A 24,041-nucleotide genomic window follows, 5' to 3' on the forward strand; every position below is an offset into this window, starting at 1 on the left:
AGGCGAGCCAGCGGTCGGTGAGGGCGGCGAGCGCAGCGCGACGCGGCGCTCCCGGCTCCGCTTCGCCGCGCAGAAGGCGCAGCCGGGCCGCCGCGTAACCGCCGCCGGGTGCGGTCGCGTCGGGGTCTCGCGTGGTTGTCATCCGATCCCCTGTCTCGGTACGCGATCCGGCGTACGCCCCGGGTGAGCACCGGGACGTACGCCGGGGTGGTCTGGTCTCCTAGAGCGCGTCGGGGCCGCGGTCGCCGGTGCGGACCCGTACCGCCGTCTCGACGGGGACGACCCAGACCTTGCCGTCGCCGATCTTTCCGGTCCTCGCCGCCTCGACGACGATCCCGGTCAACTGCTCGGCGTCCTCGTCCTCGACAAGCACCTCGATCCGGACCTTCGGCACCAGGTCGACGGTGTACTCCGCACCCCGGTAGACCTCCGTGTGGCCGCGCTGGCGCCCGTACCCGCTGGCCTCGGTGACGGTGAGGCCCTGGACCCCGAATGCGCGGAGCGCCTCCTTCACCTCGTCGAGGCGGTGCGGCTTGACGACCGCGGTGATGAGCTTCATGCGTCCACCTTCTTGTCCCGCGCCGCCTGCGCGGCGTCCCGGTCGGCGCCGGACCCGGCGCGGGAGCGGGAGGAGCCGCCGACCGCGCTGAAGTCGTAGGCGGTCTCCGCGTGGAACGCCCGGTCGACGCCTGCGGTCTCGTCGTCCTCGTCGGCCCGGAAGCCGATGGTGACCTGGATGAGCTTGGCGAGGAGCCAGGAGACGGCGAAGGAGAAGACCATCACGGAGAAGGCACCGATCGCCTGCTTCCCGAACTGCCCGGCGCCGCCGACGCCGTCGACGGCGAGGAAGCCGACCATCAGCGTCCCGATCACGCCGCCGACGAGGTGGACGCCGACGACGTCGAGCGAGTCGTCGTAGCCCAACTTGTACTTGAGGCTGACGGCCCAGGAGCAGACGAGGCCGGCGACGACGCCGATGGCGAGCGCCCCCATGGCATTGACGTCCGCACCGGACGGGGTGATCGCGACGAGGCCGGCGACAGCCCCGGAGGCCGCACCGAGCGTGGTGCAGGCACCGTGGCGGAGGCGTTCGTAGACGAGCCAGCCGAGGACGGCGGCGCCGGTGGCCAGCTGGGTGTTGAGCGCCATGTTGGCGGTGGTGCCGTCGACGGCGAGCTCGGAGCCGGCGTTGAAGCCGAACCAGCCGAACCACAGCAGCGCGGCGCCGAGGACGACGAGCGGCAGGTTGTGCGGACGCATCGGCTCCTTCGGGAAGCCGATGCGCTTGCCGACGACGAGCGCGGCGGCGAGCGCGCCGACACCGGCGTTGATGTGGACCGCGGTGCCGCCTGCGAAGTCGATGACGTCGAGCTCGGCGAGCCATCCGCCGTCGGCCCACACCCAGTGGGCGACCGGGAAGTAGACGACGGTTCCCCACAACGCGATGAAGAGCGCCCAGGAACCGAATTTCACACGGTCCGCGAGTGCGCCGCTCATCAGCGCCGGAGTGAGAATGGCGAACATCATCTGGAAGACCACGAAAGCGAGGACGGGGATTCCGCCCTCTTCCGTGAGGCTCTCGGGCCCTATGCCCTTCAAACCGATGAAGTCGAGGTTCCCGATGACGCCTCCGGTGTCGGGACCGAATGCCAGCGAGTAACCGTAGAGCACCCACAGGACGCCCATGATGCCGAGCGAAATGAAGGACATGATGAGCATGTTGAGGGCGCTCTTGACCCTGACCATGCCGCCGTAGAAGAAGGCGAGCCCCGGTGTCATCAACATGACCAGGGATGCGCTGACCAGTACGAAAGCGGTATCCGCGCCGTTCAATGGACGTCTCCTCGAAGTCGCAAGCCGTGCGGGAAGATTCTGCGGGCGGTGTGCGCCCAGCTTCCCGAAGCCGCGTTTCCTTCGATGCCGAGATCCGTTGCGCGCACGTGAAGAGGGCGGGACCGGTGTTACGCGGGGGTGAATCGCCCGTGCCCAGCGCGCGGAAGGCGCTATTCTCCGGGCCGGCTCCTGCGGTGACGCGGGAGGGCGCGGACACGTAGGAGCCGGCCGCGGCGGACCCGGTGATCTGGCGGGGGAGCCGAATCGATGCGACCGGGCCGCCGCAACCGGCGGTTCGGACGGCGCCGCTCATCCGGCGACGGCGGCGGCCTCCTCCGGCAGCTCGGCCTCGAGTCGGCGGCTCAACTCGACGACGTCGGCGACGTCACCGAACTCGTGGACGGCCGAAGCGGCCGTCGTCCGCAGCTTGTTGTGGACGCGCTCCGAACGCAGCAGCTTCGCCAGGTCGATCGCCTCTCCCGCACAGGAGGCGAACCCTTTCGGCTCCCTCCGCAGCAGGTGCAGGCCGGCCATGCCGATGAGGTTCAGCGCGTAGCTCCGGCGGTGGCCGCCGCCCTCGGACTCCGCCGCCTCGCGCGCGAAGAGCGCGACGGCGCGCTCCATCGCCGGCTGGGCCAGGGAGGCGTACGTCGGGCTGCGGCCCGAGGCGTAGGCCAGGTCTCGGTAGGAGTGGGCCGTCTCGGCGCAGAGTTCGGCCTCGGAGAAGAAGCGAATCCAGTCGGGCTCCGAGTCGGTCTCGTCGGCCTCCTCGAAGGTCGCCTCCGCCATCCGTACCGCGCGCTTGCACTTGCCGGGCTGCCCGAGGTTCGCGTAGGCGCGCGCCTCCATCGCGTACAGCATCGACTGGGTACGCGCGGTGGCCCCCTCGCGGCTGCCGTACTGCGCGAGGTGGACGAGTTCCAGGGCGTCCTCGGAGCGACGCAGGTGGATCATCTGGCGGCACATGTTGCTGAGCACGTACGCGCCGAGCGGACGGTCGTCGGCCTCCTTCGCGGCGTGGAGGGCGAGGACGAAGTACTTCTGCGCGGTGGTCTGGAGGCCGACGTCGTAGCTCATCCACCCGGCCAGCTCGGCGAGTTCGGCCGTGACGCCGAAGAGACGGCGCTGCATCCGCTCGGGGTGCTCCTCCTCGAGCAGCTCGGTGACCTCGTGGAGCTGGCCGACGATCGCCTTGCGGCGGAGGCCGCCCCCGCACTGCGCGTCCCAGCGCCGGAACATGACCGTCGTCTGCTCCAGCAGGTCGAGTTCGGGTGCGGAAAGGTCGGGGCGCTCGCCGACGGCCGGCGCCGGCAGCTCCTCGGCGGCCGGCGAGGGGTTCGGCACGAGCCACCGCTGCATCGGCTCGACCAGTTCGGGGCCCGCCGCCATGGCGAGCGAGTTGCCGAGGAAGCCGCTGCGCCCGAGCATCAGGTCCCCGCGAGTGAACTCGCTGATGAGCGTGACGGTTTGGGGCGCGGCCCACGGCAGGTCGACCCCGGAGGCCGCCGGGGAGCGGTGCGCGCTGCGCAGCCCCAGCTCCTCGACGGGCACGACGCAGCCGAACCGCTCGGAGAAGAGCTCGGAGAGGATGCGCGGGATCGGCTCGCGGGGCTGCTCGCCGTCGAGCCACCGGCGGACGCGTGAGGTGTCCGTGCTGATGTGGTGGGCGCCGAGCTGCCGCGCACGGCGGTTGACCTGCCGCGCCAGCTCGCCCTTGGACCAGCCGCTGCGTACGAACCACGAACTGAGCTGCGCGTTGGGGCACTTGCCGGACTGCACGCCCTCGACCACAGGTCCCCCCTCCGCCCCCGAGCCCGTCGGCGGCGCGTCGGCCGCGTCCGCGGCCCGGGCGCCCGCAGCCGCGGTGCCGTCTACTCCATCCACGAGGTTCACGCCATCCAGGTCATCGATGAGCGCGTGCCCGCAGCGCAACCCCCGCCGCAGGCGCCCCCGCACTGTGCGTACCGAAAGTAATCCTACGATCACGAGTCCCGCGAGAGCGAACCCGTAATCGCCACCATTCGCCACCCCTTCGGATGAACCTTTCGTCGCCCACACGCGGTTGACTTGACCACGAAAGCGGAGCACGCCGGTTCCCAACGCCCCGTCGGCGCCCGGGCGTTCACCGTGTGCGACGTCCGCAGCCCCGCGGGCTCCCGCCACCGCGCGCACCCCGGCCGCCGTCCCCGGCGCCGGTCCGCAGCGCTCGTAACCATCCGCGCACGGCACCCGTTGGAGGAGGCATGGGCTTCACGATCGGCTCCATCGGCGGTCTCGGCGCCTTGCGGGAGATCAACCATCTGCGGCCCGGCGGCCGAAGGCGCGTCCGCGCCTCGGTGTGTACCGCGGTCGCCGAGTACACCGGCCTGTGGGGCTGGGCCGTGGTCCCCGGAGCCCGCGCCGTCCGTGCCGTCCGCGCCGGAGGAGCCCGCGCGGCATGCTCCTGCGGCGCGCCCGCCTGCCCCGCACCGGGTACGCATCCGCTCGACGCTTCCCTCGAAGTACCGGCCGGCGCCACCCTCCAGGAGGCCACCCGCGCATGGTCGACCGTCCCCGGCGCAGGACTGCTGCTGCCGACGGGCCGCACCTTCGACGTCATCGAACTCGCCGAGGCGGCAGGGCGCTCGGCGCTGGTGCGGCTGGAGCGGATGGGCCTGCCGCTAGGGCCCGTGGCCCTCACCCCGCAGGGCCGCGCCTGGTTCTTCGTCGCGCCGGGAGCCGCCGCCGAACTCCCGCACCTGCTCTACCGCATGGGCTGGGACGACGCCCGGCTCGATCTGCGCGGCCTCGGCAAGGGCGAATACATCACCGCACCGCCCTCCGATCGCGCCGGGCTCGGCCCCGTCCGCTGGCTCCGCGGCCCCTCCCCCGACGGCGTCTCCCGGCCCCCCGAAGCCCGGCTCCTCCTCGGCACCCTCGCGTACGTGGCGCACAGGTCGGCGCAGCGCTGAACGCTGCCCCACCGGCCGGTGCCGCGGCCCGTGCGGACCGCGGCTCCGCTTCCTCCCGGATGCGGTCGGACGCCCAACGGCTCGACGACCGCCGGCTGTTCGGGCGCCCGACCCGGGCAGCTCATCCCCCCTCCCCGCCGTGGCACGCGCGGGCGCCCGTCACTCGCCCTCGACGAGCGCGTCGACGAACGCCTCGGGCTCGAACGGCGCGAGGTCGTCAGGACCCTCGCCGAGCCCCACGAGCTTGACGGGAACGCCGAGTTCGCGCTGCACGGAGACGACGATGCCGCCCTTCGCCGTGCCGTCCAGCTTGGTGAGCACGATGCCGGTGATGTCCACCACCTCGGCGAAGACGCGCGCCTGGACGAGCCCGTTCTGCCCGGTCGTCGCGTCGAGGACGAGGAGTACCTCGTCGACAGGACCCTGCTTCTCCACGACGCGCTTGACCTTGCCGAGCTCGTCCATGAGCCCCGTCTTGGTGTGCAGCCGGCCCGCGGTGTCGACGAGCACGACGTCCGCGCTCGCCTCGGTGCCCTGCTTGACCGCGTCGAACGCCACCGAGGCCGGGTCGCCGCCCTCGGGCCCGCGGACCGTGCGGGCGCCCACGCGCTCGCCCCACGTCTGCAACTGGTCGGCGGCGGCCGCGCGGAAGGTGTCGGCGGCGCCGAGGACGACGGACCTGCCGTCGGCGACGAGGACACGCGCGAGCTTGCCCGTCGTCGTGGTCTTGCCCGTGCCGTTGACGCCTACGACGAGGACGACGCCGGGCCGGTCGACGGGCCCCTGAGTCTCGGTGTGGACGGTGCGGTCGAGGTCGGGGCCGACGAGGGTGAGCAGCTCCTCGCGGAGCAGCGCACGCAGTTCGTCGGGCGTACGCGTGCCGAGGACGCGGACGCGCTCGCGGAGCCGCTCGACGAGCTCCTGGGTGGCGCTCACGCCGACGTCCGCTGTGAGCAGCGTGTCTTCGATCTCCTCCCAGGTGTCCTCGTCGAGGTGCTCCCGCGAGAGCAGGGTCAACAAGCCCTTGCCGAGGGAGTTCTGGGAGCGCGAGAGCCGCGCGCGGAGGCGGACGAGTCGGCCGGCGGCCGGCGCCGGCGTCTCGATCTCGGGCTCGACGGGCGCGGGCGCGGGCGCGGCGGGCGCCTCGGCCTCCGCTTCGGGGAGCCCGACCTCCTCGATGGTTCTCCGCGGGGCTTCGGTGGTGTCGGCTTCCTCCCCGACCCGCGGTTCGGTCGGAGGCGCCTCGGTGGTCTCTGCTGGCGCCGCGGTCTCCTTCGGCGGAGCGGCCCGCTTGCGGCGGCCGCTCACCACGAGTCCGCTGAGCGCGCCGAGCAGAATCACGGCGATGACTACAACAAGGATGACGGTTTCCATAGCCCGACCAGTATCAGCCACCGCTCCGCGATCACCGCCCAACCCTCCCCCGCCGGATGTCCCGGTCGCGGGTCAGGCGAGCCGCTGGCTGATCACCTTCGAGACGCCGTCGCCCTGCATCGAGACGCCGTAGAGAGCGTCGGCCACCTCCATGGTGCGCTTCTGGTGCGTGATCACGATCAGTTGGGAGCTGTCCTTGAGCTCCTCCATGATCCGGATCAGGCGCTGGAGGTTGGTGTCGTCGAGCGCCGCCTCGACCTCGTCCATCACGTAGAAGGGGCTCGGCCGCGCCTTGAAGATCGACACCAGCAGCGCCACCGCGGTGAGCGAGCGCTCCCCGCCGGAGAGGAGCGAGAGCCGCTTCACCTTCTTGCCCGGAGGCCGCGCCTCGACGTCCACGCCCGTGGTGAGCATGTCGTCCGGGTCCGTGAGCACGAGGCGGCCCTCACCGCCGGGGAAGAGGCGCGCGAAGACGCCCTCGAACTCCCTCGCGGTGTCGTGGTACGCCTCGGTGAAGACCTGCTCGACGCGCTCGTCGACCTCCTTCACCACCTGGAGCAGGTCGGCCCTGGTCTTCTTGAGGTCGTCGAGCTGCTCGCCGAGGAAGCGGTGGCGCTCCTCCAGGGCCGCGTACTCCTCAAGCGCCAACGGGTTGATCTTGCCGAGCTTCTGGTAGGCGCGCTCCGCCGCCTTGAGCCGCTTCTCCTGCTCCGCGCGGACGAACGGCTTCCCCTCGTCCTCCGCCGGCTCCTCGACCTCCGGCACCTGCGAAGGGTCGTCCACCTGCGGAGGCGCGGCGTCGAGCGGGGGCGCCGAGGGCACGGGCCGGTCCGGACCGTACTCGCGGACCAGCGCCTCCGGCTCGACGCCCAGCTCCTCCAGGGCGCGGCCCTCCAACTGCTCGATCTTCAGGCGCTTCTCGGCGCCGAGCACCTCGCCCTTGTGCACGTGGTCGGTGAGCTTGTCGAGCTCCTCCTTGAGCTCCCGGCCGCTCTCCCGCTCCTGTCCCAGCTCCGCCTCGCGCTCCGCCTTCGCCCGCTCGGCGCCGCTCCGCTCCTCGTCGGCCCGCCGGACGGAAGCCTCCACGTACGCGAGGAGCTGCCGCGCCCCGTCGGCGACCGCCTGCGCCACCTCGGCCTCCCGGCGCATCCGCGACCGGCGCTCCTCCGCCCGCGACCGCGCCTCGCGCTCCGCGCGCGCCCCGCGGTCGAGCGAATCGGCGCGCCCCGCGAGGGACTTGACGCGCTCCTCGTGCGTACGGACCTGGAGCCGGGCCTCCATCTCCGTCTGCCGCGCGTTGGCTCCGTCGGCCGCGAGCCGGTCGCGGAGCGAGGTGTCGGGCTCCTCGTCGTCCTCCTGCGCCTCCTCGGCGACGGCGAGGCGCTCGGCGGCCTCGTCCGCCTCCTCACGCGCCCTCGCCACCGCCTCCTCGGCCTTCACGACCGCGCCCGCAGCCCGCTCGGCCTCGCCCTCCGCCGACCGCGCCTGCCCCGCGAGCCGTCCCAGCTCCCCGGCGTGCCTGGACCGTTCGCGCTCGGCCGCACTGCGCCGCGCGGCCAGCTCCTCCACCTCGGCGGCGCACGCGCGCCGGCGCTCCTTCGCCCGTTCGCGCTCCCCCGCGAGCTCCTCGCAGCGCACCTCCAGGCCGGCGAGCTCCTCGGCGGCCTCGTCCACGGCCGCCTGCGACTCCAACAGGCTCGGCGCACCCGCCGAGCCCCCGTGCGCGAAGTGGGCGGCGAGCAGGTCACCTTCGGCGGTGACGACGGTGGCGCGCGGCCGCCGCCGCACCACCTCCTCCGCCTCCTCCAACGTCCCCACCACGACCGTCTCGCCGAGCAGCCGGGCCAGCGCGGGCCGCAGCTCCTCCGGAGCGCGCACCAGGCGCGCGGCGTCGACCGGCTCGCCCGCCACCGCCGACGGCCACTCGCCCGACGCCGCAGAACCGACCGGCTCCTCCGCGCCTCCGCCGACGAGGAGCGCCGCACGCCCCGCGTCGTCCTTCCGCAGGAGCCGCAGCGCCTCGACGCCCGTCCCCGCGTCGGCGACGGCCACCGCGTCGGCAGCGGCGCCGAGCGCGGCCGCCACGGGCAGCTCGAACCCCGGCGCCACGGTGAGGAGTTCGGCGGCGGGCCCCAGCACCCCGGAGAGGCGGTCAGCCGCCGCGAGGAGCGCACCGCTCCCGTCCTTGCGCCGGAGTTGCAGGGCGAGCGCATCGTGCCGGGCCGAGACCGCGGCACGCTCCCGCTCCGCGGCCGTCGCCGCCTCCGTCGCGGCGGTGAGCGCCTCCTCGGCTGCGGCGAGCGCCTCCTTGGCCGCCTCGTGCTGCCCGGCGAGCTCGCCGTCGTCGCCGTCGAGCCCCTCGACCTCGGCGCGGAGCTTCTCGTGCTCCGACGCGGCCTCCACGGCACGACGACGCGCCTCGTCCCGCGACAGCGCCAGCCGTTCGACCTCCGCCTCCGCCGAGGCGACCCGGCTCCGCGCGGCGCCCGCCTTGCCACGGAGCCGCTCCAGGCCCTCCCGCCGGTCGGCGAGCGCCCGTGAGGCGTCCCGCAGCCTGCGCTCCTCGTCACCGAGGCGACGCTCCAACTCCGCGCGGTGCGCCACCGTGTCGTCGAGCGCCGTCGACGCCGCCTCCAACGCGGCCTCCAGCTCCGCCTCCTGCTCGCGGACGCGCTGCGCCTCGCGCTCCATCTCCTCCGGATCGCGCCCCCTGCGCTCCTCGGCAGGCGGCGCGGAGGCGTGCTGCACACGCTGGTCGGCGAGGCCGACGGTGCCGCGAACGCGCTCGGCGAGCTGGGAGAGCCCGTACCACGTCTGCTGGGCGCGCTCCAGCCGCGGCGCGAGGGTACGCACCTGCTGCTCCAGCGCCGCCTCCCGCCGCAGCGCCTCCTTCAACCGCCCCTCCACCGCTTCCTTCCGCTCCCGCAACGCCGCCTCGTCCGCGACCTCGGCGCTGAGCGCCTTCCGCAGCTTGACGAGGTCGTCGGCGAGCAGCCGGAGCCGCACGTCACGCAGCTCGGACTGGATCACCTGGGCCCGCCGCGCGGCCGCCGCCTGGCGCCCCAACGGCTTGAGCTGGCGGCGGAGTTCCTCGGTGAGGTCCTGGACGCGCGAGAGGTTGGTCTGCATCGCGTCGAGCTTCCGCAGCGCCTTCTCCTTGCGCTTGCGGTGCTTGAGGACACCGGCCGCCTCCTCGATGAACGCCCGGCGGCCCGTGGGGTCGGCGTGCAGGACCCCGTCCAACTGCCCCTGCCCGACGATGACGTGCATCTCGCGCCCGATCCCCGAGTCGGAGAGGAGCTCCTGCACGTCCAGGAGGCGGCAGGTGTCGCCGTTGATCTGGTACTCGCTGCCGCCGTTGCGGAACATGATCCGCGTGAGGGTGACCTCGGCGTACTCGATGGGCAGCGCCCCGTCGGAGTTGTCGACGGTGAGCGAGACCTCGGCCCTGCCGAGCGGCGGGCGCCCCGTGGTGCCCGCGAAGATGACGTCCTCCATCTTGCCGCCCCGCAGCGACTTGGCGCCCTGTTCGCCCATCACCCACGAGAGGGCGTCGACGACGTTGGACTTCCCGGAGCCGTTGGGGCCCACGACACAGGTGATCCCCGGCTCCAGGCGGAGCGTCGTGGCGGAGGCGAAGGACTTGAACCCCCGCATGGTCAGGCTCTTGAGGTGCACGCGTCCGGACTCTACTGGCGTTCGTCCCGGGATGTCGCGCGGACCTCGCGGCCGGCCGTCTCCCGCTGGTTTCGCCTCTGGGGGGCGGGGGCAGATCAGACGGTAGGCAGACGGGCACCGTCCGCGGTCGACGTGCCGAGAGGGGCAGGAACGCAGCCCGGCCGGGGAGCGGAGGCGGTGGAAACGACGAAGGGACGCCGAAGCGTCCCTTACAGATGTGCTGGGCGGCTGAGCGCCTGATCACCCGACGACGGAAGGCCCGATGGCTCGGGTCCCGCGCCGTACGGGACTGCCGGTGCTCCTGCCGTGGAGACAGGGGCGACAGGGCGGAAGCGACGGAGGGCGCACTCACGAAAGGCGGACGTCTCCGGACGTCGAGGACGCGCGAAGAACGAGGGCAAAGCCGCAGACCGAGCGGCCCTTCCGTGAAAGCGGTTGTCCGACGGCTCCCGGCCCGTGTACTCCGGATCAGCCCCGAGGACGATCAGGTCAGCGCAGGCTCCGCCGTGGCGACGTCGATACCTTCGAGCACCCGGTCCTCGTTACGAGATGCGGCGGACAGAGCGTCGTTCTCGGCCTGAATACGAACGAGTTCGGATTCCAGGTCCTCTACGCGCTGCTGCAGCCGTCGCATCTCGGCGAGAACGCGGGGGTCGGAGCCGCCGACGTAACCGAGAAGCGCCTTTGCCATGATGGATGGTCCTCCACACTGAGTGACCGACCGAAGCGGTGGTGGGTCTAGAGGGGATCGCACCCGCTGTGTCTGCTCTGGACTTTTGTCAGGTTCTCAGGAATCAAACAGGTCAGGTGCGCAGGGTGTTTCCAGAGTCTCACCAAAAGGTTTGACGGTCAACACGATCACGCCCCACGTCACGGCATGGCCCTGCCTCGACGGCGCGCTGCGCCGGAGTCGGCCTCCCGCGGGGCGTCTCCCCTGCTCCCGGAATCCCTGGTCGGCACGGCCGGGCCGCTTCTCCCGATCCGTTGCGGCAGCCTCGCACGCCCGCAGGCGAATGGCAACCGCTTTGGATCACCGGATGGCGAACTCCGTGTATCCGCCTCGGGGTTGGTCGAAGAGCTCGGTGACGCCCTCGACCCGGCCGGGGGTGTCGCCGCCCCGCAGCCACTCCAGGATGCGGTCGCATCCGTCGCGCGGCCCCTCGGCGACGATCTGCACCCTGCCGTCGTCGAGGTTGGAGACGTATCCCACGAGGCCACCGATTCGCAGCACCGCGGCGCGTGTGAACCAGCGGAAGCCGACGCCCTGCACCTCGCCCCTGACCCAGGCCGTCATGCGTACTCTGCCCGCCGAATCGGCGGTGGTGCGCGGCGCGGACGGGGCGGCCTCGCCGGTCTCCCGGCTCTCGGCGCGGTCCGTCTCCTCGGGTCCGCCGGCATGCGGAGTCATTGCTGCCATGCCCCGCACGCTATCGGGACATTTCTCGGGTCGGCACATCGGCCTCCCCTGTGATGCCGTACATTGCCCGTCAACATGCCTCACCCGTACGGGTGAGGACGGTGCAGATCATCGACGCCGAGCATTGTGAGGACAGCAGAGATGGGCCGTCATCGACGCGCTGACCCGGCTGCCGCTCCCGTGGATTCCGCGTCCGGCAGACCCGAGCCCGCAGCCCGCCACCGCGGCGGAGGCCACCGGAAGCGGAGTGCGGCCCCCGTGCGCACCGGGTTGCTGGGCGCCTCGGCAGCCATGGCGATGGGTGCGGTCGCCGTCGCCTCCGGGCTGGTTCCCGGCCCGGGCGGTCTCGGAGGAGGCCAGCAGAACGACCGCGTACAGGCCGACTCCCCCAGCGATCTCGACGACGGGGGCCTTCCGGCGAGCGTCTCCCCCACGCCCTCCAAGACCGACTCCCGCTCGGAGAGCGGCCGTTCGGCGGACGAGCGCGACACGGCCAGCCGCGACAAGGAACGGGAACGGCCGGAGAAGGACGAGTCGCGCGGCAGCGGGGACGCGAAGCCGACGCCCTCTCCTTCGCAGTCCGAGTCGAGCAAGGAATCGGACGGCTCCTCGGGGGGCAGCGAGAGCTCCTCCTCGCCCGGAGGGTCGGGAAGCTCACAGGGCGGCGGCTCCCAGGAGGCGCAGCCGGGGAGCACCAAGTCCAAGCAGACCCCCGACGCGCAGACGGCCGCCGAGACGGAGGTGCTCCAGCTCGTCAACCAGGAGCGTGCCAAGGCCGGCTGCAAGCCCGTCACCGCCGACACACGGCTCGGTTCGCTCGCCGACGACTTCAGCGCCGACATGGCGAAGCGCGGCTATTTCAGCCACAACTCCCCCGACGGCCAAACCCCCTGGGACCGCGCCGAGGCCCGCGGCATAGACAACCTCGGCGGCGAGAACATAGCCAGAGGCCAGGCGAACGCGCAGTCGGTCATGGACTCGTGGATGAACAGCCCCGGGCACAAGGCGAACATACTCAACTGCGACTACCGCACCCTCGGCGTCAGCGCGCACTTCGGCGAAGGCGGTCCGTGGTGGGTCCAGGAGTTCGGCTTCTGAGCCGTGGCGTGCCGCGCCCTCACACGCCCGCGGGCGCCCGGGCAGGGGTACGGGGGCGTCGCTGGCAGCGCGGGCAGTAGTAGCTCGAGCGGTTCATCCAGGCGCTGCGGCGCATCGCGGTGCCGCAGCGCCGGCAGGGCTCGTCCTCACGTCCGTAGGCGTCGAGGGTGCGGGCGAAGTAGCCGGACTCCCCGTTGACGTTGACGTAGAGGCTGTCGAAGCTGGTGCCGCCGGCCGCGAGGGCCGCCGTCATCACGTCCCGTATGTGGCCGAGGAGTTCGGTGGTGCGGCTCCTGGCGAGCGTCGCCGTCGGGCGGTCGTAGTGGAGGCGGGAGCGCCAGAGCGCCTCGTCCGCGTAGATGTTGCCGACGCCGCTGATGAGGGACTGGTCGAGGAGGGCGCGCTTGACGGTCGTGCGCCGGCGGCGCAGGGCACCGTGGAAGGCCGCCTCGTCGAACTCCTCGTCGAGCGGGTCCCTGGCGATGTGCGCGACCGCGTCGGGCAACCCTTCCGTGGTCTGCGCGTGGACGGAGAGCCCGCCGAAGGTGCGCTGGTCGACGAAGCGCAACTCGCCTGCCTCCGGATCGGTGAAGGCGAGACGTACCCGCAGGTGCCGCTCGTCGGGAGCGCCGGAAGGCTGCACGCGGAACTGCCCGCTCATCCCGAGGTGCGCGAGGAGCGCCTGGTCGGCGCCCTCCAGCGGGAGCCACAGGTACTTGCCGCGGCGCCGGGCCGGCGCGAACCGGAGGCCGGCGAGGCGTCCGGTGAAGTCGGCGGCGCCGGCGACGTGACGACGGACCGAGCGCGGGTGCAGGACCTCGACGGCTGCGATGGTGCGGCCCGTGACGAGACGCTCCAGCCCGCGCCGTACCACCTCGACCTCGGGCAGCTCGGGCATCGGGTCTCCGGACGGTGATCGGGGATGATGCTCTCCGCCCGAGGCGAAGTCGGGCGGAGAGCCGGGGTCAGCGGCCCGCCGGGCTGCTCTCGGACTCCTGGCCCGAGCCGCCCGTCTCGGCGGGGGCGGCGCCGTTCGCGGTGCCGCGCTCGGCGACGTCCTCGGAGGCCGCCGCCCTGCCGTCGGCGACGGCGCGGATCGAGCGCCAGGCCGCCTCGGCAGCCTGCTGCTCGGCCTCCTTCTTGCTGCGTCCTGTGCCGGTGCCGTACGCGACACCACCGACGCGGGCTGCAGCCGTGAAGGTCTTCTCGTGATCAGGGCCCGTCTCGCTGACGACGTACTCGGGGACGCCGAGCGCCTCGGCGGCCGTCAGCTCCTGGAGGCTGGTCTTCCAGTCGAGACCCGCGCCGAGGTTCGAGGACTTCTCGATGAGCGGGTCGAAGAGCCGGTGGATCAGCTCCGAGGCGGCCGACAGCTCCTTGTCGAGGTAGACGGCGCCGATCACGGCTTCGAGGGTGTCGGCGAGGATCGACGCCTTGTCCCTGCCGCCGGTCCCCTCCTCACCTCTGCCGAGGCGGATGAAGGAGCCGAGGTCGAGATTTCGCGCAACGCCCGCGAGCGCGCGGGAGTTGACCACCGCGGCGCGGAGCTTGGCGAGCTGGCCCTCGGGGAGGTCGGGGTGGATGCGGTAGAGCGTGTCCGTCACGACGAGTCCGAGCACCGAGTCGCCGAGGAACTCCAGGCGCTCGTTGGTGGGGAGTCCGCCGTTCTCGTAGGCGTAGCTGCGGTGCGTCAGCGCACGCACCAGAAGGGCGGACTCCAGGTGATACCCGAGCCGCCCTTCCAGGAGCGCATGTGACGAGGCCGCCTCTACCAGGTCCGAATCACCTCCGCGCTTGGCACGGGGGTTCTCGGGCGTGCTGGCGTCTGACATCGAGCCCGTCACCAGCCGATCAGACCTCTAGGACCTGACGCTTGTTGTAGGTGCCGCAGTTGGGGCACGCGATGTGCTGCTGCCTCGGCTCGTGGCAGCGCTCGCACTTCACCAGGGTCGGGACCGCAGCCTTCCACTGCGACCGGCGGTGACGCGTGTTGCTGCGCGACATCTTCCGCTTCGGAACAGCCACGGCTACTTCTCCTGTGGGTCGTCCCCGCCGGAGCGGGGTTCGTTGTCCTGCTCGCCGTCCCTCATGGTGCCGGCGAGTTCCTGCAGTGCCGCCCAACGGATGTCGACGGCTTCTTCGTGCTGGTGGTCCGGGTCGTCGGCGAGACGGGCCCCGCACTGGGAGCACAGACCCGGGCAGTCCTCCCTGCACACCGGCTGGAGCGGCAGCGAGAGCACCACCGCGTCACGCAGCACGGGTTCGAGGTCGAAGAGATCGCCCTCTAGGGAGTAGGTCTCCTCTTCGGAGTCTTCTTCGGACTCCGCGCTCTCGCGGCCCCGCTCGTCGACGTCCGGGTAGGAGAACATCTCCTGGAACTCCGCTTCGCACTGCTGCTCAAGCGGCTCGAGACACCTTACGCACTCGCCGGTGAGCGGCGCACGGGCGGTCCCCGTCACGAGGACGCCCTCCACCACCGACTCCATGCGCAGGTCGATCTCGATCTCGGCGTCGTCCGGCACCTTGATGAACTCGACACCGAGACCACCGGGCGAGGGCACCTTGGTCGACACCCTCTTCATCGCACCAGGACGCCGCCCCAGCTCGCGTGTGTCGAACACGAGGGGGGCGCGGTGGTCGAGGGGGGCGTTCAGGGTGTCCTGCTTTCTACGGTGGTGCCGATGTACGGGTCGGGTTGCCGGGCGGGACCGTGGACGGTGCACCGATCCGGGCAGCCTGCATCGCGGCGATACGCGTGACCGAGGGGCCAGGATACTTCAGAGGTCGGCGATGGCCCAATCCGGGCTGTCTGACCTCGTATGCGGGGCTCGGGCGGCCGCGCAGCCGCTCTCAGCGCCGCTGGTCGTACCGCTCCTCGTACTGCCTTACCTGCTCCAGGTCGATCATGCTCGTGTCGAAGAAGCTCGTCTCGTCGAGCTGGTTGCCGCCCTGCTGGTACTGCTGCGGCGCCGGCTGCTGCTCGTAGTAGCCGGCGAAGTCACCCTGGTAGGCGACCGGTTGCTGCACGTAGTAGGGGTCCTGCTGCGGCGCGTAGTACTGCTGCTGATAGGCGTACGGATCGGCCTGCTCGGCGTAGTACGGGTCCGGCGCCTGGTGCTCGGCCGCGGGCACGTACTGCGGGTGCTGCTGGGGCACGTGCACGGGCTGCTGCTCGGCCGGGGGCGCCTGCTGAGGCTGCTGCGAGAGGCCGGCGAGGAACTCGTCGTCCGTGGCGTGCAGCGCGCGGTCGCCGGCGCCGTCCTGGGCCGCCATGTGGGCGGCGAGTTCGTCGATCGGCTCGTGGCCCTGCAGCTTCTGTCGGCCGCGTCCGACGGCCTCGAGGGTCTTGGTGAGGACGGCGGAGACGGAGCCGAGGCGGGCGTCGACGTAGCCGTCGGCCCGCTTGCGCAGCTCGTGCGGGTCGGTGGTGCGCTCCGGGGCGTCCTCGGCGTACTCCGCGTTCCACTCCTCGGAGCCCGGGCCGCTGCCGAGCAGCTTCTCCCGCCCGCGCTCGACCGAGCCGACCGTCTTGCTCAGCACCACCTCGAAGTTGGCGAGCTTGCTGTCGACGTATTCGTCGGCCTCGGCGCGGATCTCCTCGGCCTCCCGGCGCGCCTCGGCGAGGATGCGGTCGGCCTCCTCCTGCGAACGCCGGGCCACTTCGGTCCCCGACACCATCGAGCCGCGCTCGGCCTCCGCGGTCTCGACGATCCGCTGGGCCTCCCGGCGCGCCTCCTCGACCATCTGCTCGCGGCCGCCGAGGACCTCCCGCGCCTGCGCGAGCGATCCCGGAAGCGCCTCGCGCACCTCGTCGAGCATGGCGAGGAGCTCGGCCCGGTTGACCACGCACGAGGCGGACATGGGCATCGAGCGCGCGCCGTCGACGGCGGCGACGATCTCATCGAGTTTCTGCTGTACGTCCACGAGGGTGACTGTACGGCGAGCGGACCCGAGTCGACAGCCGGTGCCCCAACCCCGCACGCCCCGCCCGGTGTTCGGCGCTCCGCTCAGCTCTCGGCGAGACGTTCGACGAGGCGCTTCTGCACGGGCTCCGGCAGCAGGTGCGAGACGTCCCCGCCCCAGGTGGCGACCTCCTTGACGAGGCTCGAGGAGAGGAAGCTGTAGGTCGGGTTGGTGGGGACGAAGAGCGTCTCGACGCCGGAGAGGCCGTTGTTCATCTGCGCCATCTGGAGCTCGTAGTCGAAGTCGCTGACCGCACGGAGGCCCTTGACGATCGCGGGGATGTCGCGCTCCTTGCAGAAGTCGACGAGGAGCCCGTGGAACGCCTCCACCTCGACGTTGCCGAACTCCTCGGTGACCTCGCGGATCATCGCGAGCCGCTCGTCCACGGTGAAGAGGCCGCGCTTGGACTTGTTGATCATCACGGCCACGTGCACCACGTCGTACAGCTTCGAGGCGCGGGCGATGATGTCGATGTGTCCGTTGGTGATGGGATCGAAGGACCCCGGACAGACTGCGCGACGCACTGGCGTTTCCTCGCTCTCGGACGGCTCTGAGGTGGGGGCTCCTCCCCCTGCACTCAACATGACCGGGGGGTAACTTCCCGTTCGGCGGCGCGACCGTACCAAAGCGTCGCCTCCCCGTACCGACGGGACCTCATCGCATCGAACCCCTCCGGCCAGCGGAATTCACCGCCCCTGGTGCTGCGTTCCACGGTGGCCAGCGCGATCTCGGACAGCCAGCCTCCGGTGCGGAGTGTGAGGAGTATCTCGCGGAGGGCGTCGTCGGTGACGGCGTACGGCGGATCGAGGAAGACGACGTCGTAAGGGTGCTCGGGAGCGGGCTCCGCCGCGAGCCGGGCCGCCTTCGCCGCGCGCACCTCGGCTCCGGGCAGCCCGACGGAGCGGACGTTCTCACGCAGCGTCCGCAGCGCTCCCGCGTCGGCCTCGACGAGCAGCACGTGGGCCGCGCCGCGGGAGAGCGCCTCCAGGCCGACGGCGCCCGAGCCCGCGTAGAGGTCGAGCAGGTGCAGGCCGCGCCAGCCGCCGGCGCCGCCCAACTGCGCCTCCCAGCTGGAGAAGAGCGCCTCGCGGGCGCGGTCGGAGGTGGGGCGGGTGCTGCCGCCCTGCGGCACCGAGAGCCGGCGTCCGCCCGCTGCTCCGGCGATCACACGGGTCAATGGGTGCTCCTGTTGAGTGGGAGGGTTCGAGGTTTTCACGCGCCCGGGCCGCGGGTGCGGGCGGATCATCCCTTGTCGAGGAAGGTCTCCCGTTCGGTGTCGAGGAGGGCGGCGAGTGCCGTGCGGAGTTCCGGTTGTTCGGCGAGCTCCGGGTCGGCGGCGACGAGGGCGGTCGCCTCGCGGCGGGCCTCCTCGATGACGTCCTCGTCCTCGATGACGGCGAGCATCCGCAGCGAGGAACGCGCACCGGACTGCGCCTGCCCGAGGACGTCGCCCTCGCGGCGCTGCTCCAGGTCGATCCGGGAGAGCGCGAACCCGTCACGGGTCGCGGCGACGGCGTCGAGGCGGGTGCGCGCGGGCGTGGCGGGGGGCATGTCGGTGACGAGCAGGCAGAGGCCGGGCGCCACACCACGGCCCACGCGGCCCCGGAGCTGGTGGAGTTGGGAGACGCCGAAGCGGTCCGCGTCCATGATCGCCATGACGGTCGCGTTGGGGACGTCGACGCCGACCTCGACGACCGTCGTCGCCACGAGCACGTCCACCTCGCCCTCCGCGAAGCGGCGCATCACCTCTTCCTTCGCCTCGCCGGCCATCCGCCCGTGGAGCGGCTCGACGCGGAGTCCGGCGAGCGGCCCCGCCGTGAGCTGCTCGGCGACGTCGAGGACGGCGAGCGGGGGGCGCTTCTCCGCGTCCTCGTCCCCGTCCTGCTCCGCAGCCCCCGCCTTCGCCGGCTCCTCGTCCCCGATCCGGGGGCAGACCACGTACCCCTGGTGCCCGGCCTCGACCTCCTCCCGCACCCGCTCCCAGGCGCGGCTGAGGAAGTGCGGCTTCTCCTTCGCCGGCACGACGTGGGTCGTCAACGGGGAGCGGCCCGCGGGGAGTTGGTCGAGGACGGACGTCTCCAGGTCGCCGAAGACGGTCATCGCGACGGTGCGCGGGATCGGCGTCGCCGTCATCACCAGCAGGTGCGGCGGGCGTTCGGCCTTCGCGCGCAGGGCGTCGCGCTGCTCGACACCGAAGCGGTGCTGCTCGTCGACGACGACGAGGCCAAGGTCCTCGAAGGTGACCTTGTCCTCGATGAGGGCGTGCGTGCCGACGACGATGCCGGCCTCGCCCGTCGTCAGCTCCAGCAGCGCCTTGCGCCGGGCCGCGGCCGGCATCGACCCGGTGAGCAGCACGACGCGGGTGCCCTGCTCGCTTCCGCCGAGCATGCCGCCCTCCGCGAGGCTGCCCATCATCTCGGTGAGGGAGCGGTGGTGCTGCTGGGCGAGGACCTCGGTCGGCGCGAGCATCGCCGCCTGGCCGCCGCCGTCGACGGTGGCGAGCATGGCGCGCAGGGCGACGAGGGTCTTGCCGCTGCCGACGTCGCCCTGGAGCAGGCGGTGCATGGGGTGTTCGGTGCCGAGATCGGCGAGGATCTCGGTGCTCACCTGCTGCTGGCCCTCGGTGAGGGCGAAGGGCAGCCGCGCGTCGAAGGCGTCGAGGAGGCCGCCCTCCACCGGGCGCCGCGCGACGGCGGGGCGGCTCGACTCCTGGGCGCGGCGGCGGGCGAGCGCGACCTGGAGGACGAACGCCTCGTCCCACTTCAGCCGCGTCCGCGCCTCGGCGATCTCGGCCTTCGACTGCGGCCTGTGCACCTTCTCCAGCGCCTCGGCGAGCGGGACGAGGCGGCGTTCGCCGCGCAGCCGCTCGGGCAGCGGGTCGGCGAGGCCGCGCCAGGAGGTCGCCTCCAGCGCGGCGAGGACGGTCGCCACGGACTGCTCGATCGTCCACGAGGAGAGCTGCCGCACCGCCGGGTAGATCGGCAGCAGTTCGGCGGCGAAGCGCTCGGCCTCCTCGCGGCCGGTCTCCTCGTCGAGGAGTTTGTAATCCGGGTGGGAGAGCTGGAGGCGGCGGTTGAAGACGCCGACCTTGCCGGCGAACATCCCGCGCCTGCCGGGGAGGAGCGCGCGCTGGTGGTAGTGGACCGAGCGGCCGAAGAAGACGAGCTGCAACCGCCCCGAACCGTCGGTGAGGTTCACCTCCAGGCGCTGCCCGCGCCCGTGGTTGAACTTGTGCACCCGCGCGTCGGCGACCTGCGCGACGACGGTGACGTGCTCGTCGAGCGGCAGTTCCGCGAGGCGGGTCAGCTCGCCGCGCTCCGCGTACCTGCGGGGGTAGTGGTGGAGGAGGTCGCCGACCGTGTGCAGGTCGAGGTGGTCGGCCATCGCCTTGGCGGTGCTGCCGCCGAGCAGCTTCCGCAGGGGCTCGCCGAGCGGGTCGGGGGAGGGTTCTTCGTCACGCGCAGCCACGGGTCCATCTTGGCGGATACCACCGACGGACGGGGGCGAAGGTGCGGCTACTCGACGCCGACGAGGAGCGGCGAGGTGTGCTGCCGCCCCTCGTAGACCACGGTGTCGACGCCGAGGTGCCGGGTGCGCACCCGCTCCCGCAGCCGCTCGCCGAGCCCCGCGGGTGCCTCGGAGCCCGTCACCAGCGTCACCAGCTCGCCCCCCGCGGCGAGCATGCGGTCCACCACCTCGTCGGCGACCTCGGCGATCCCGTCGCCGATCAGGGCGACGTCGCCCTCGACGAGGCCGAGCACGTCCCCCGCCTGGCACACGCCGGCCGTCGTCCAGGAGCGGCGGGCGGCCACGGCGACCTCGCCGTAGCGGGTGGCGCCGGCGGCCGAGGTCATGGCGACCACGTCCTCGTCGAAGCGGAGTTCCGCCGCGTGCACGGCGAGCGCGGCGAGGCCCTGGACGGCGGCGCGGGTCGGGATCACGGCGGTACGGATGCCGGCCTCGCGAGCGGCGGCGGCCGCGCGCGCCGCCACCGCGTGGAGCTCCGTGTCGTTGGGGAGCAGCACCGCCTGCCCGGCGCCCGCGGCGCGGAGCGCGTCGAGCAGTGCGGGCTCGTCGGCCGCGGCGGCGGGGACGACGGCGGCTCCGGCCTCCGTGCACAGTCCGGCGAGGCCCTCGCCCGGCACGACCGCGACGACCGCGCGCGGCGCCGGGCCGCGCTCGGCGCCCTCGTGCCGGCGTGCGCGGGGTGCCGTCTCGGGGGCGCCGCAGCCGTCGCCGAGGTGCGCGACGCGGATGCGCCGGGGGCGGCCAGCGTCGAGCGCCGCTTCGACGGCGGCGCCCGCGTCGTGGACGTGCACGTGGATGCTCCACAGGCCGTCGCCGCCGCCGACGACGAGGGAGTCACCGAGCGGGTAGAGCCGGGCGCGGAGCGCCGCGACCTCCTCGGCTCCGGTCTCGAGGAGGTACATCACCTCGTACGCGGGTGCGCCTGCGGGAACGTCGGCGTCGGGTGGCGAACTCGGCCGCGCGGGGCCGGAGTCGGGCGGGGCGTCCGGCAGCGGCGCCCCGCCGAGCGCCTGCCGTAGGGCGCCGAGGACGGCGAGCAGGCCCGTGCCTCCGGCGTCGACGACCTCGGCGGCGGCGAGGACTCCCAACTGCTCGGTGGTGGCGGCGAGCGCGGCGGCGGCGCCGCGGCAGGCGGCGTCCGCGACGAGTGCGGGCGGTCGGTCCCTGCTCTCCTCGGCCGCGGTGGCGGCCGCCGAGGCGACGGTGAGCATCGTGCCCTCGACGGGGTGGGCCACCGCTTCGTAGGCGGCTTCGGCGGCCCGGCGCAGTGCGGCGGCGAGCAAGTGGCCGGGGTCGCCGGGCGGTTGGGCAGGGTCGAGGCCCAGCGCGAGACCGCGGAGGTACTGGGCGAGGATCGTCCCCGAGTTGCCGCAGGCCCCGAGGAGCGCTCCGCGCGCCATCGCGCGCACGGCCTCGGACGCGGTGGCGCCGTCCTGTTCGGGAAGGGCCGCGGCAGCCGCCGTGAACGTGCGGGCCAGGTTGGTGCCGGTGTCCCCGTCGGCGACGGGGAAGACGTTGATCGCGTCGATATCGGGGCGGGCCGCTTCCAACGCGGTACGGGCGGCGGTGCACCAGCGGCGTACGGCGTCGGGGTCGAGCGGGTGCGGCACGTGGGGCCCTTCCTTCGTCGGCGGTCCCCGGCAGGCTACGTCGGGCCCGCGGACAGGGGCCCCTCGCGGGGGCCGAGGGCGGCCGGTTTCCTCCGGCCTGCCGGGGCGTTGTATGCTTCGGTGGTTGCCCTACTGAATCGGGCACCATCTCCAGTCACCGCCGGTCGTCTACCCGACTCCGCGTGGCCGGGATTGACCGTACGTGCATCTGAAGTCTTTGGAGTGACCCCGTGGCTGCCAACTGCGACGTCTGCGGCAAGGGCCCCAGCTTCGGCAACAACATCTCCCACTCGCACCGCCGCACCCGGCGTCGCTGGAACCCCAACATCCAGCGCGTCCGCACGGTGATCGGTGGGACGCCGAAGCGTGTCAACGCCTGCACCTCGTGCATCAAGGCCGGCAAGGTCTCGCGCTGACGTCCTTCGTGTAACGCAGCGCGGCCACCTCGCTGGTCGCTGTGGAGAGCCGACCCGTCTCTGACGGGCCGGCTCTTCTGTCTGTCCGGACGGCCGGCCCGTACGCACCGCAGCACCGTTGCCCCCCGCAGGCGGCTGCTCACACGCCGCGCAGCCGCCACCCGTGGTCGACGGGCCCGATGCCGGCGCCGAGCCGGAAGCCGGCGGCTATCGCCCCTGCCGTGTACTCCTTCGCCGCCGCGGCCGCTTCGGGGACGGCGTCCCCCCTGGCGAGGCGCGCGGCGAGCGCGCTCGCCAGGGTGCAACCGGTGCCGTGCGTATGGCGGTTGGAGCGGCGCCGCGCGCGGAGCCAGTACTCGGCGCGGCCGTCGGTGAGGAGGTCGACGGCGTCGCCTTCGGCGAGATGCCCGCCCTTGATGAGCGCCCACGTCGGCCCGTGGGCCAGCACCGCCTCGGCGGCCTCGCGCAGCCCCTCTTCCGACTCCACGTGGACCCCCGTGAGTTGGGCGACCTCGTCGAGGTTGGGGGTGACGACGGTCGCCACGGGGAGGAGCCGCTCGCGGACGGCGTCGAGCGCGTCGGCCGCGAGCAGCGAGTCGCCGTGCTTGGAGACGCCGACCGGGTCGACGACGACGGGCGCCTCGACCTCGGCGAGCAACTCACCGACGAGCGCGACGAGTTCGGCCGAGGCGAGCATCCCCGTCTTGACCGCCTGCACCCCGATGTCGTCGACGACGCTGCGGAACTGCGCGGCGACCGCCTCGGCCGGCAGCTCCCAATACCCTTGCACTCCGAGGGAGTTCTGCGCGGTGACGGCGGCGACGACGCTCATGCCGTGGGTGCCGAGCGCGAGCATCGTCTTCAGGTCCGCCTGGATGCCCGCGCCTCCCCCCGAGTCGGAGCCGGCGACGGTGAGGACTCGGGGCGGAGCTGCGGCGATCGGTTGAGCAGGCACGCCGCCGAGACTACCCGGCGGGCTCGGCGAGTTGGGCCCCGGAGTACGGCAGCGGTGGTCACTCGTCGCCGAAGTGGTCCCAGCCGCCCGCCCGGGCCCACGCGGCGCCGTCGACGGTCACCTGCGGCCGGACCGCGGGCGCGAGCACCTCGCCGATGCGGCGCCACCGCGCCGGCAGCTTGCGCCCGCCGGGGAAGGTGGCGACGATCGCGTGGTCCTCGCCGCCGGTGAGGACCCACTGGATCGGATCGACGCCGACGGCCTGGCCGATGTCGTGCATCTGCGCGGGGATGTCGAGTTCGGAGGACTTCAGATCGATCCGGACCCGGCTCGCGCGGGCGATGTGCCCCAGGTCGGCGACGAGTCCGTCGCTGACGTCGATCATGGCGGTCGCACCGAGCTCGGCCGCCGCGGGACCCGCGTGGTACGGCGGTTCGGGCCTGCGGTGCGCCTCGACGAACGCGCGGGGCGAGCGGAAACCGCGCGAAAGCACCGCGTGCCCGGCCGCCGACCAGCCGAGCCAGCCCGTGACCGCCACCGTGTCGCCGGGAAGCGCACCGGAGCGCGTGACGGGTTCGCGGTTGCGGAGGTCGCCGAGGGCCGTGATCGAGACGGTGATCGTCTCGCCCCGTGCGGTGTCCCCTCCGACCACCGCCGCGGAGGCGACGGCCGCCTCGTCCCTGATGCCGTCCATCAGCTCCGTCGGCCAGTTGGCGGGGAGTTCGGCGGGGACGACGAGTCCGAGCAGGAGCGCGGTGGGTGACGCGCCCATCGCCGCGATGTCGGAGAGGTTCTGCGCGGCCGCCTTGCGGCCCACGTCGTACGCCGTCGACCAGTCGCGCCTGAAGTGCCGGCCCTCCAGCAGGATGTCGGTCGTCGCCACCACCCGGCGGTCCGGTGCGGCGACGACGGCGGCGTCGTCGCCCGGTCCGACGCGCACGGCCGGCGTCGAGGTGAGCCGGGAGGTCAACTCCCTGATCAGGCCGAACTCGCCGAGCTCGCCCACCGTTCCGGGATTGCGCCCCGCGGCGTAGCCCTCGGCTGCGCCGCCCCCGCTCAGATCCTGCATGTCGTCGCCCCTTCGTTGCTCGTCGAGTGTGCCCGTGCGCCGGCCCGCCGGAGCGCTACGGGCCGGCTTTGCGCGGGCCTCCCCCTGCCGCACCGCGCGCGGTACCGTGTCTGCTTCGCCCCGCATGATCCTCGTCGCCGCCCTGGAGG

21 protein-coding genes are annotated in these 24,041 nt (G+C 72.8%); 3 read left to right on the forward strand and 18 right to left on the reverse strand.

The window, feature by feature from the left end; translation table 11 throughout:
* Nucleotides 1-220: 220 nt before the first annotated feature.
* The 3 genes from UWG_RS0124770 to nsdA all read right to left on the reverse strand — a co-directional run bounded on the left by UWG_RS0124770 (nt 221) and on the right by nsdA (nt 3,624).
* Nucleotides 221-559 carry a P-II family nitrogen regulator gene (locus tag UWG_RS0124770; RefSeq protein ID WP_016909887.1) on the reverse strand — a complete coding sequence of 113 codons (339 nt, stop codon included), beginning with the start codon at nt 557-559 and terminating at the stop codon, nt 221-223.
* Nucleotides 556-1,833: an ammonium transporter gene (locus tag UWG_RS0124775; protein ID WP_016909888.1), complete on the reverse strand. Its 1,278-nt coding sequence runs from the start codon at nt 1,831-1,833 to the stop codon at nt 556-558. The genes UWG_RS0124770 and UWG_RS0124775 overlap by 4 nt, the downstream gene beginning before the upstream one ends.
* A gap of 309 nt (nt 1,834-2,142) precedes the next feature.
* A complete protein-coding gene (gene nsdA / locus UWG_RS0124780) occupies nt 2,143-3,624 on the reverse strand; it encodes a transcriptional repressor NsdA (RefSeq protein ID WP_016909889.1) in 1,482 nt (493 codons plus the stop codon).
* 452 nt (nt 3,625-4,076) lie between these two features.
* Between nsdA and UWG_RS0124785 the strand changes: the two genes are divergently transcribed.
* Complete coding sequence (locus UWG_RS0124785; RefSeq protein WP_016909890.1) at nt 4,077-4,784, forward strand: bifunctional DNA primase/polymerase; 708 nt, start codon at nt 4,077-4,079, stop codon at nt 4,782-4,784.
* A 159-nt stretch (nt 4,785-4,943) separates the two neighbouring features.
* Here UWG_RS0124785 and ftsY read toward each other — a convergent pair whose 3' ends face one another.
* The 4 genes from ftsY to UWG_RS0124805 form a co-directional block, all read right to left on the reverse strand.
* Nucleotides 4,944-6,158, reverse strand: coding sequence for a signal recognition particle-docking protein FtsY (gene ftsY / locus UWG_RS0124790; protein WP_029391746.1), 1,215 nt, complete (start codon nt 6,156-6,158; stop codon nt 4,944-4,946).
* A 72-nt stretch (nt 6,159-6,230) separates the two neighbouring features.
* Complete coding sequence (smc, locus tag UWG_RS0124795; RefSeq protein WP_016909892.1) at nt 6,231-9,836, reverse strand: chromosome segregation protein SMC; 3,606 nt, start codon at nt 9,834-9,836, stop codon at nt 6,231-6,233.
* A 484-nt stretch (nt 9,837-10,320) separates the two neighbouring features.
* Nucleotides 10,321-10,527: a hypothetical protein gene (locus UWG_RS0124800; RefSeq protein ID WP_016909893.1), complete on the reverse strand. Its 207-nt coding sequence runs from the start codon at nt 10,525-10,527 to the stop codon at nt 10,321-10,323.
* A 339-nt stretch (nt 10,528-10,866) separates the two neighbouring features.
* Complete coding sequence (locus tag UWG_RS0124805; protein ID WP_029391747.1) at nt 10,867-11,130, reverse strand: acylphosphatase; 264 nt, start codon at nt 11,128-11,130, stop codon at nt 10,867-10,869.
* A 381-nt stretch (nt 11,131-11,511) separates the two neighbouring features.
* Here UWG_RS0124805 and UWG_RS0124810 point away from each other — a divergent pair, with 381 nt between their 5' ends.
* Nucleotides 11,512-12,351, forward strand: coding sequence for a CAP domain-containing protein (locus UWG_RS0124810; protein WP_016909895.1), 840 nt, complete (start codon nt 11,512-11,514; stop codon nt 12,349-12,351).
* A 19-nt stretch (nt 12,352-12,370) separates the two neighbouring features.
* On the opposite strand, the gene mutM is transcribed toward UWG_RS0124810, so the two are convergent.
* The 9 genes from mutM to UWG_RS0124855 all read right to left on the reverse strand — a co-directional run bounded on the left by mutM (nt 12,371) and on the right by UWG_RS0124855 (nt 21,452).
* Nucleotides 12,371-13,249 (reverse strand): bifunctional DNA-formamidopyrimidine glycosylase/DNA-(apurinic or apyrimidinic site) lyase, encoded by an 879-nt coding sequence (mutM, locus tag UWG_RS0124815; RefSeq protein WP_016909896.1) that lies wholly within the window; start codon nt 13,247-13,249, stop codon nt 12,371-12,373.
* A 67-nt stretch (nt 13,250-13,316) separates the two neighbouring features.
* A complete protein-coding gene (gene rnc, locus UWG_RS0124820) occupies nt 13,317-14,183 on the reverse strand; it encodes a ribonuclease III (protein WP_193386483.1) in 867 nt (288 codons plus the stop codon).
* Between the two features lie 19 nt (nt 14,184-14,202).
* Nucleotides 14,203-14,376: a 50S ribosomal protein L32 gene (gene rpmF / locus UWG_RS0124825; RefSeq protein WP_026328761.1), complete on the reverse strand. Its 174-nt coding sequence runs from the start codon at nt 14,374-14,376 to the stop codon at nt 14,203-14,205.
* Between the two features lie 2 nt (nt 14,377-14,378).
* Nucleotides 14,379-14,933, reverse strand: a complete 555-nt coding sequence (locus UWG_RS0124830) for a YceD family protein (RefSeq protein WP_050988644.1) — start codon at nt 14,931-14,933, stop codon at nt 14,379-14,381.
* Between the two features lie 268 nt (nt 14,934-15,201).
* A complete protein-coding gene (locus UWG_RS0124835; RefSeq protein WP_016909900.1) occupies nt 15,202-16,275 on the reverse strand; it encodes a hypothetical protein in 1,074 nt (357 codons plus the stop codon).
* A gap of 83 nt (nt 16,276-16,358) precedes the next feature.
* A complete protein-coding gene (coaD, locus tag UWG_RS0124840) occupies nt 16,359-16,838 on the reverse strand; it encodes a pantetheine-phosphate adenylyltransferase (protein ID WP_016909901.1) in 480 nt (159 codons plus the stop codon).
* Between the two features lie 53 nt (nt 16,839-16,891).
* The gene (gene rsmD, locus UWG_RS0124845; protein ID WP_029391749.1) at nt 16,892-17,491 is read right to left on the reverse strand and encodes a 16S rRNA (guanine(966)-N(2))-methyltransferase RsmD; all 600 of its coding nucleotides are present in this window, start codon (nt 17,489-17,491) and stop codon (nt 16,892-16,894) included.
* A gap of 65 nt (nt 17,492-17,556) precedes the next feature.
* Nucleotides 17,557-19,782 (reverse strand): ATP-dependent DNA helicase RecG, encoded by a 2,226-nt coding sequence (recG, locus tag UWG_RS0124850; RefSeq protein WP_016909903.1) that lies wholly within the window; start codon nt 19,780-19,782, stop codon nt 17,557-17,559.
* 47 nt (nt 19,783-19,829) lie between these two features.
* Nucleotides 19,830-21,452 (reverse strand): DAK2 domain-containing protein, encoded by a 1,623-nt coding sequence (locus UWG_RS0124855; protein ID WP_016909904.1) that lies wholly within the window; start codon nt 21,450-21,452, stop codon nt 19,830-19,832.
* A 230-nt stretch (nt 21,453-21,682) separates the two neighbouring features.
* Between UWG_RS0124855 and rpmB the strand changes: the two genes are divergently transcribed.
* Nucleotides 21,683-21,868, forward strand: a complete 186-nt coding sequence (gene rpmB, locus UWG_RS0124860; protein WP_016909905.1) for a 50S ribosomal protein L28 — start codon at nt 21,683-21,685, stop codon at nt 21,866-21,868.
* Between the two features lie 139 nt (nt 21,869-22,007).
* Here the strand turns inward: rpmB and thiD are convergent, their stop codons facing one another.
* Together thiD and UWG_RS0124870 are read right to left on the reverse strand one after the other, a co-directional pair.
* Nucleotides 22,008-22,823, reverse strand: a complete 816-nt coding sequence (thiD, locus tag UWG_RS0124865) for a bifunctional hydroxymethylpyrimidine kinase/phosphomethylpyrimidine kinase (protein WP_016909906.1) — start codon at nt 22,821-22,823, stop codon at nt 22,008-22,010.
* Between the two features lie 58 nt (nt 22,824-22,881).
* Complete coding sequence (locus UWG_RS0124870) at nt 22,882-23,892, reverse strand: thiamine-phosphate kinase (protein ID WP_016909907.1); 1,011 nt, start codon at nt 23,890-23,892, stop codon at nt 22,882-22,884.
* Nucleotides 23,893-24,041: the final 149 nt, after the last annotated feature.

This window comes from Streptomyces xiaopingdaonensis (assembly GCF_000262345.1).
GTDB classification, from domain to species: Bacteria; Actinomycetota; Actinomycetes; order Streptomycetales; family Streptomycetaceae; genus Streptomyces; species Streptomyces xiaopingdaonensis.

What these genes read in the sequence shown, in the direction of transcription:
- UWG_RS0124770 (WP_016909887.1), bottom strand. Translation starts at nt 559, where the DNA reads ATGAAGCTCATCACCGCGGTCGTCAAGCCGCACCGCCTCGACGAGGTG.
- UWG_RS0124785 (WP_016909890.1), top strand. Translation starts at nt 4,077, where the DNA reads ATGGGCTTCACGATCGGCTCCATCGGCGGTCTCGGCGCCTTGCGGGAG.
- ftsY (WP_029391746.1), bottom strand. Translation starts at nt 6,158, where the DNA reads ATGGAAACCGTCATCCTTGTTGTAGTCATCGCCGTGATTCTGCTCGGC.
- UWG_RS0124800 (WP_016909893.1), bottom strand. Translation starts at nt 10,527, where the DNA reads ATGGCAAAGGCGCTTCTCGGTTACGTCGGCGGCTCCGACCCCCGCGTT.
- UWG_RS0124805 (WP_029391747.1), bottom strand. Translation starts at nt 11,130, where the DNA reads ATGACGGCCTGGGTCAGGGGCGAGGTGCAGGGCGTCGGCTTCCGCTGG.
- mutM (WP_016909896.1), bottom strand. Translation starts at nt 13,249, where the DNA reads ATGCCCGAGCTGCCCGAGGTCGAGGTGGTACGGCGCGGGCTGGAGCGT.
- rnc (WP_193386483.1), bottom strand. Translation starts at nt 14,183, where the DNA reads ATGTCAGACGCCAGCACGCCCGAGAACCCCCGTGCCAAGCGCGGAGGT.
- UWG_RS0124830 (WP_050988644.1), bottom strand. Translation starts at nt 14,933, where the DNA reads ATGAAGAGGGTGTCGACCAAGGTGCCCTCGCCCGGTGGTCTCGGTGTC.
- UWG_RS0124870 (WP_016909907.1), bottom strand. Translation starts at nt 23,892, where the DNA reads ATGCAGGATCTGAGCGGGGGCGGCGCAGCCGAGGGCTACGCCGCGGGG.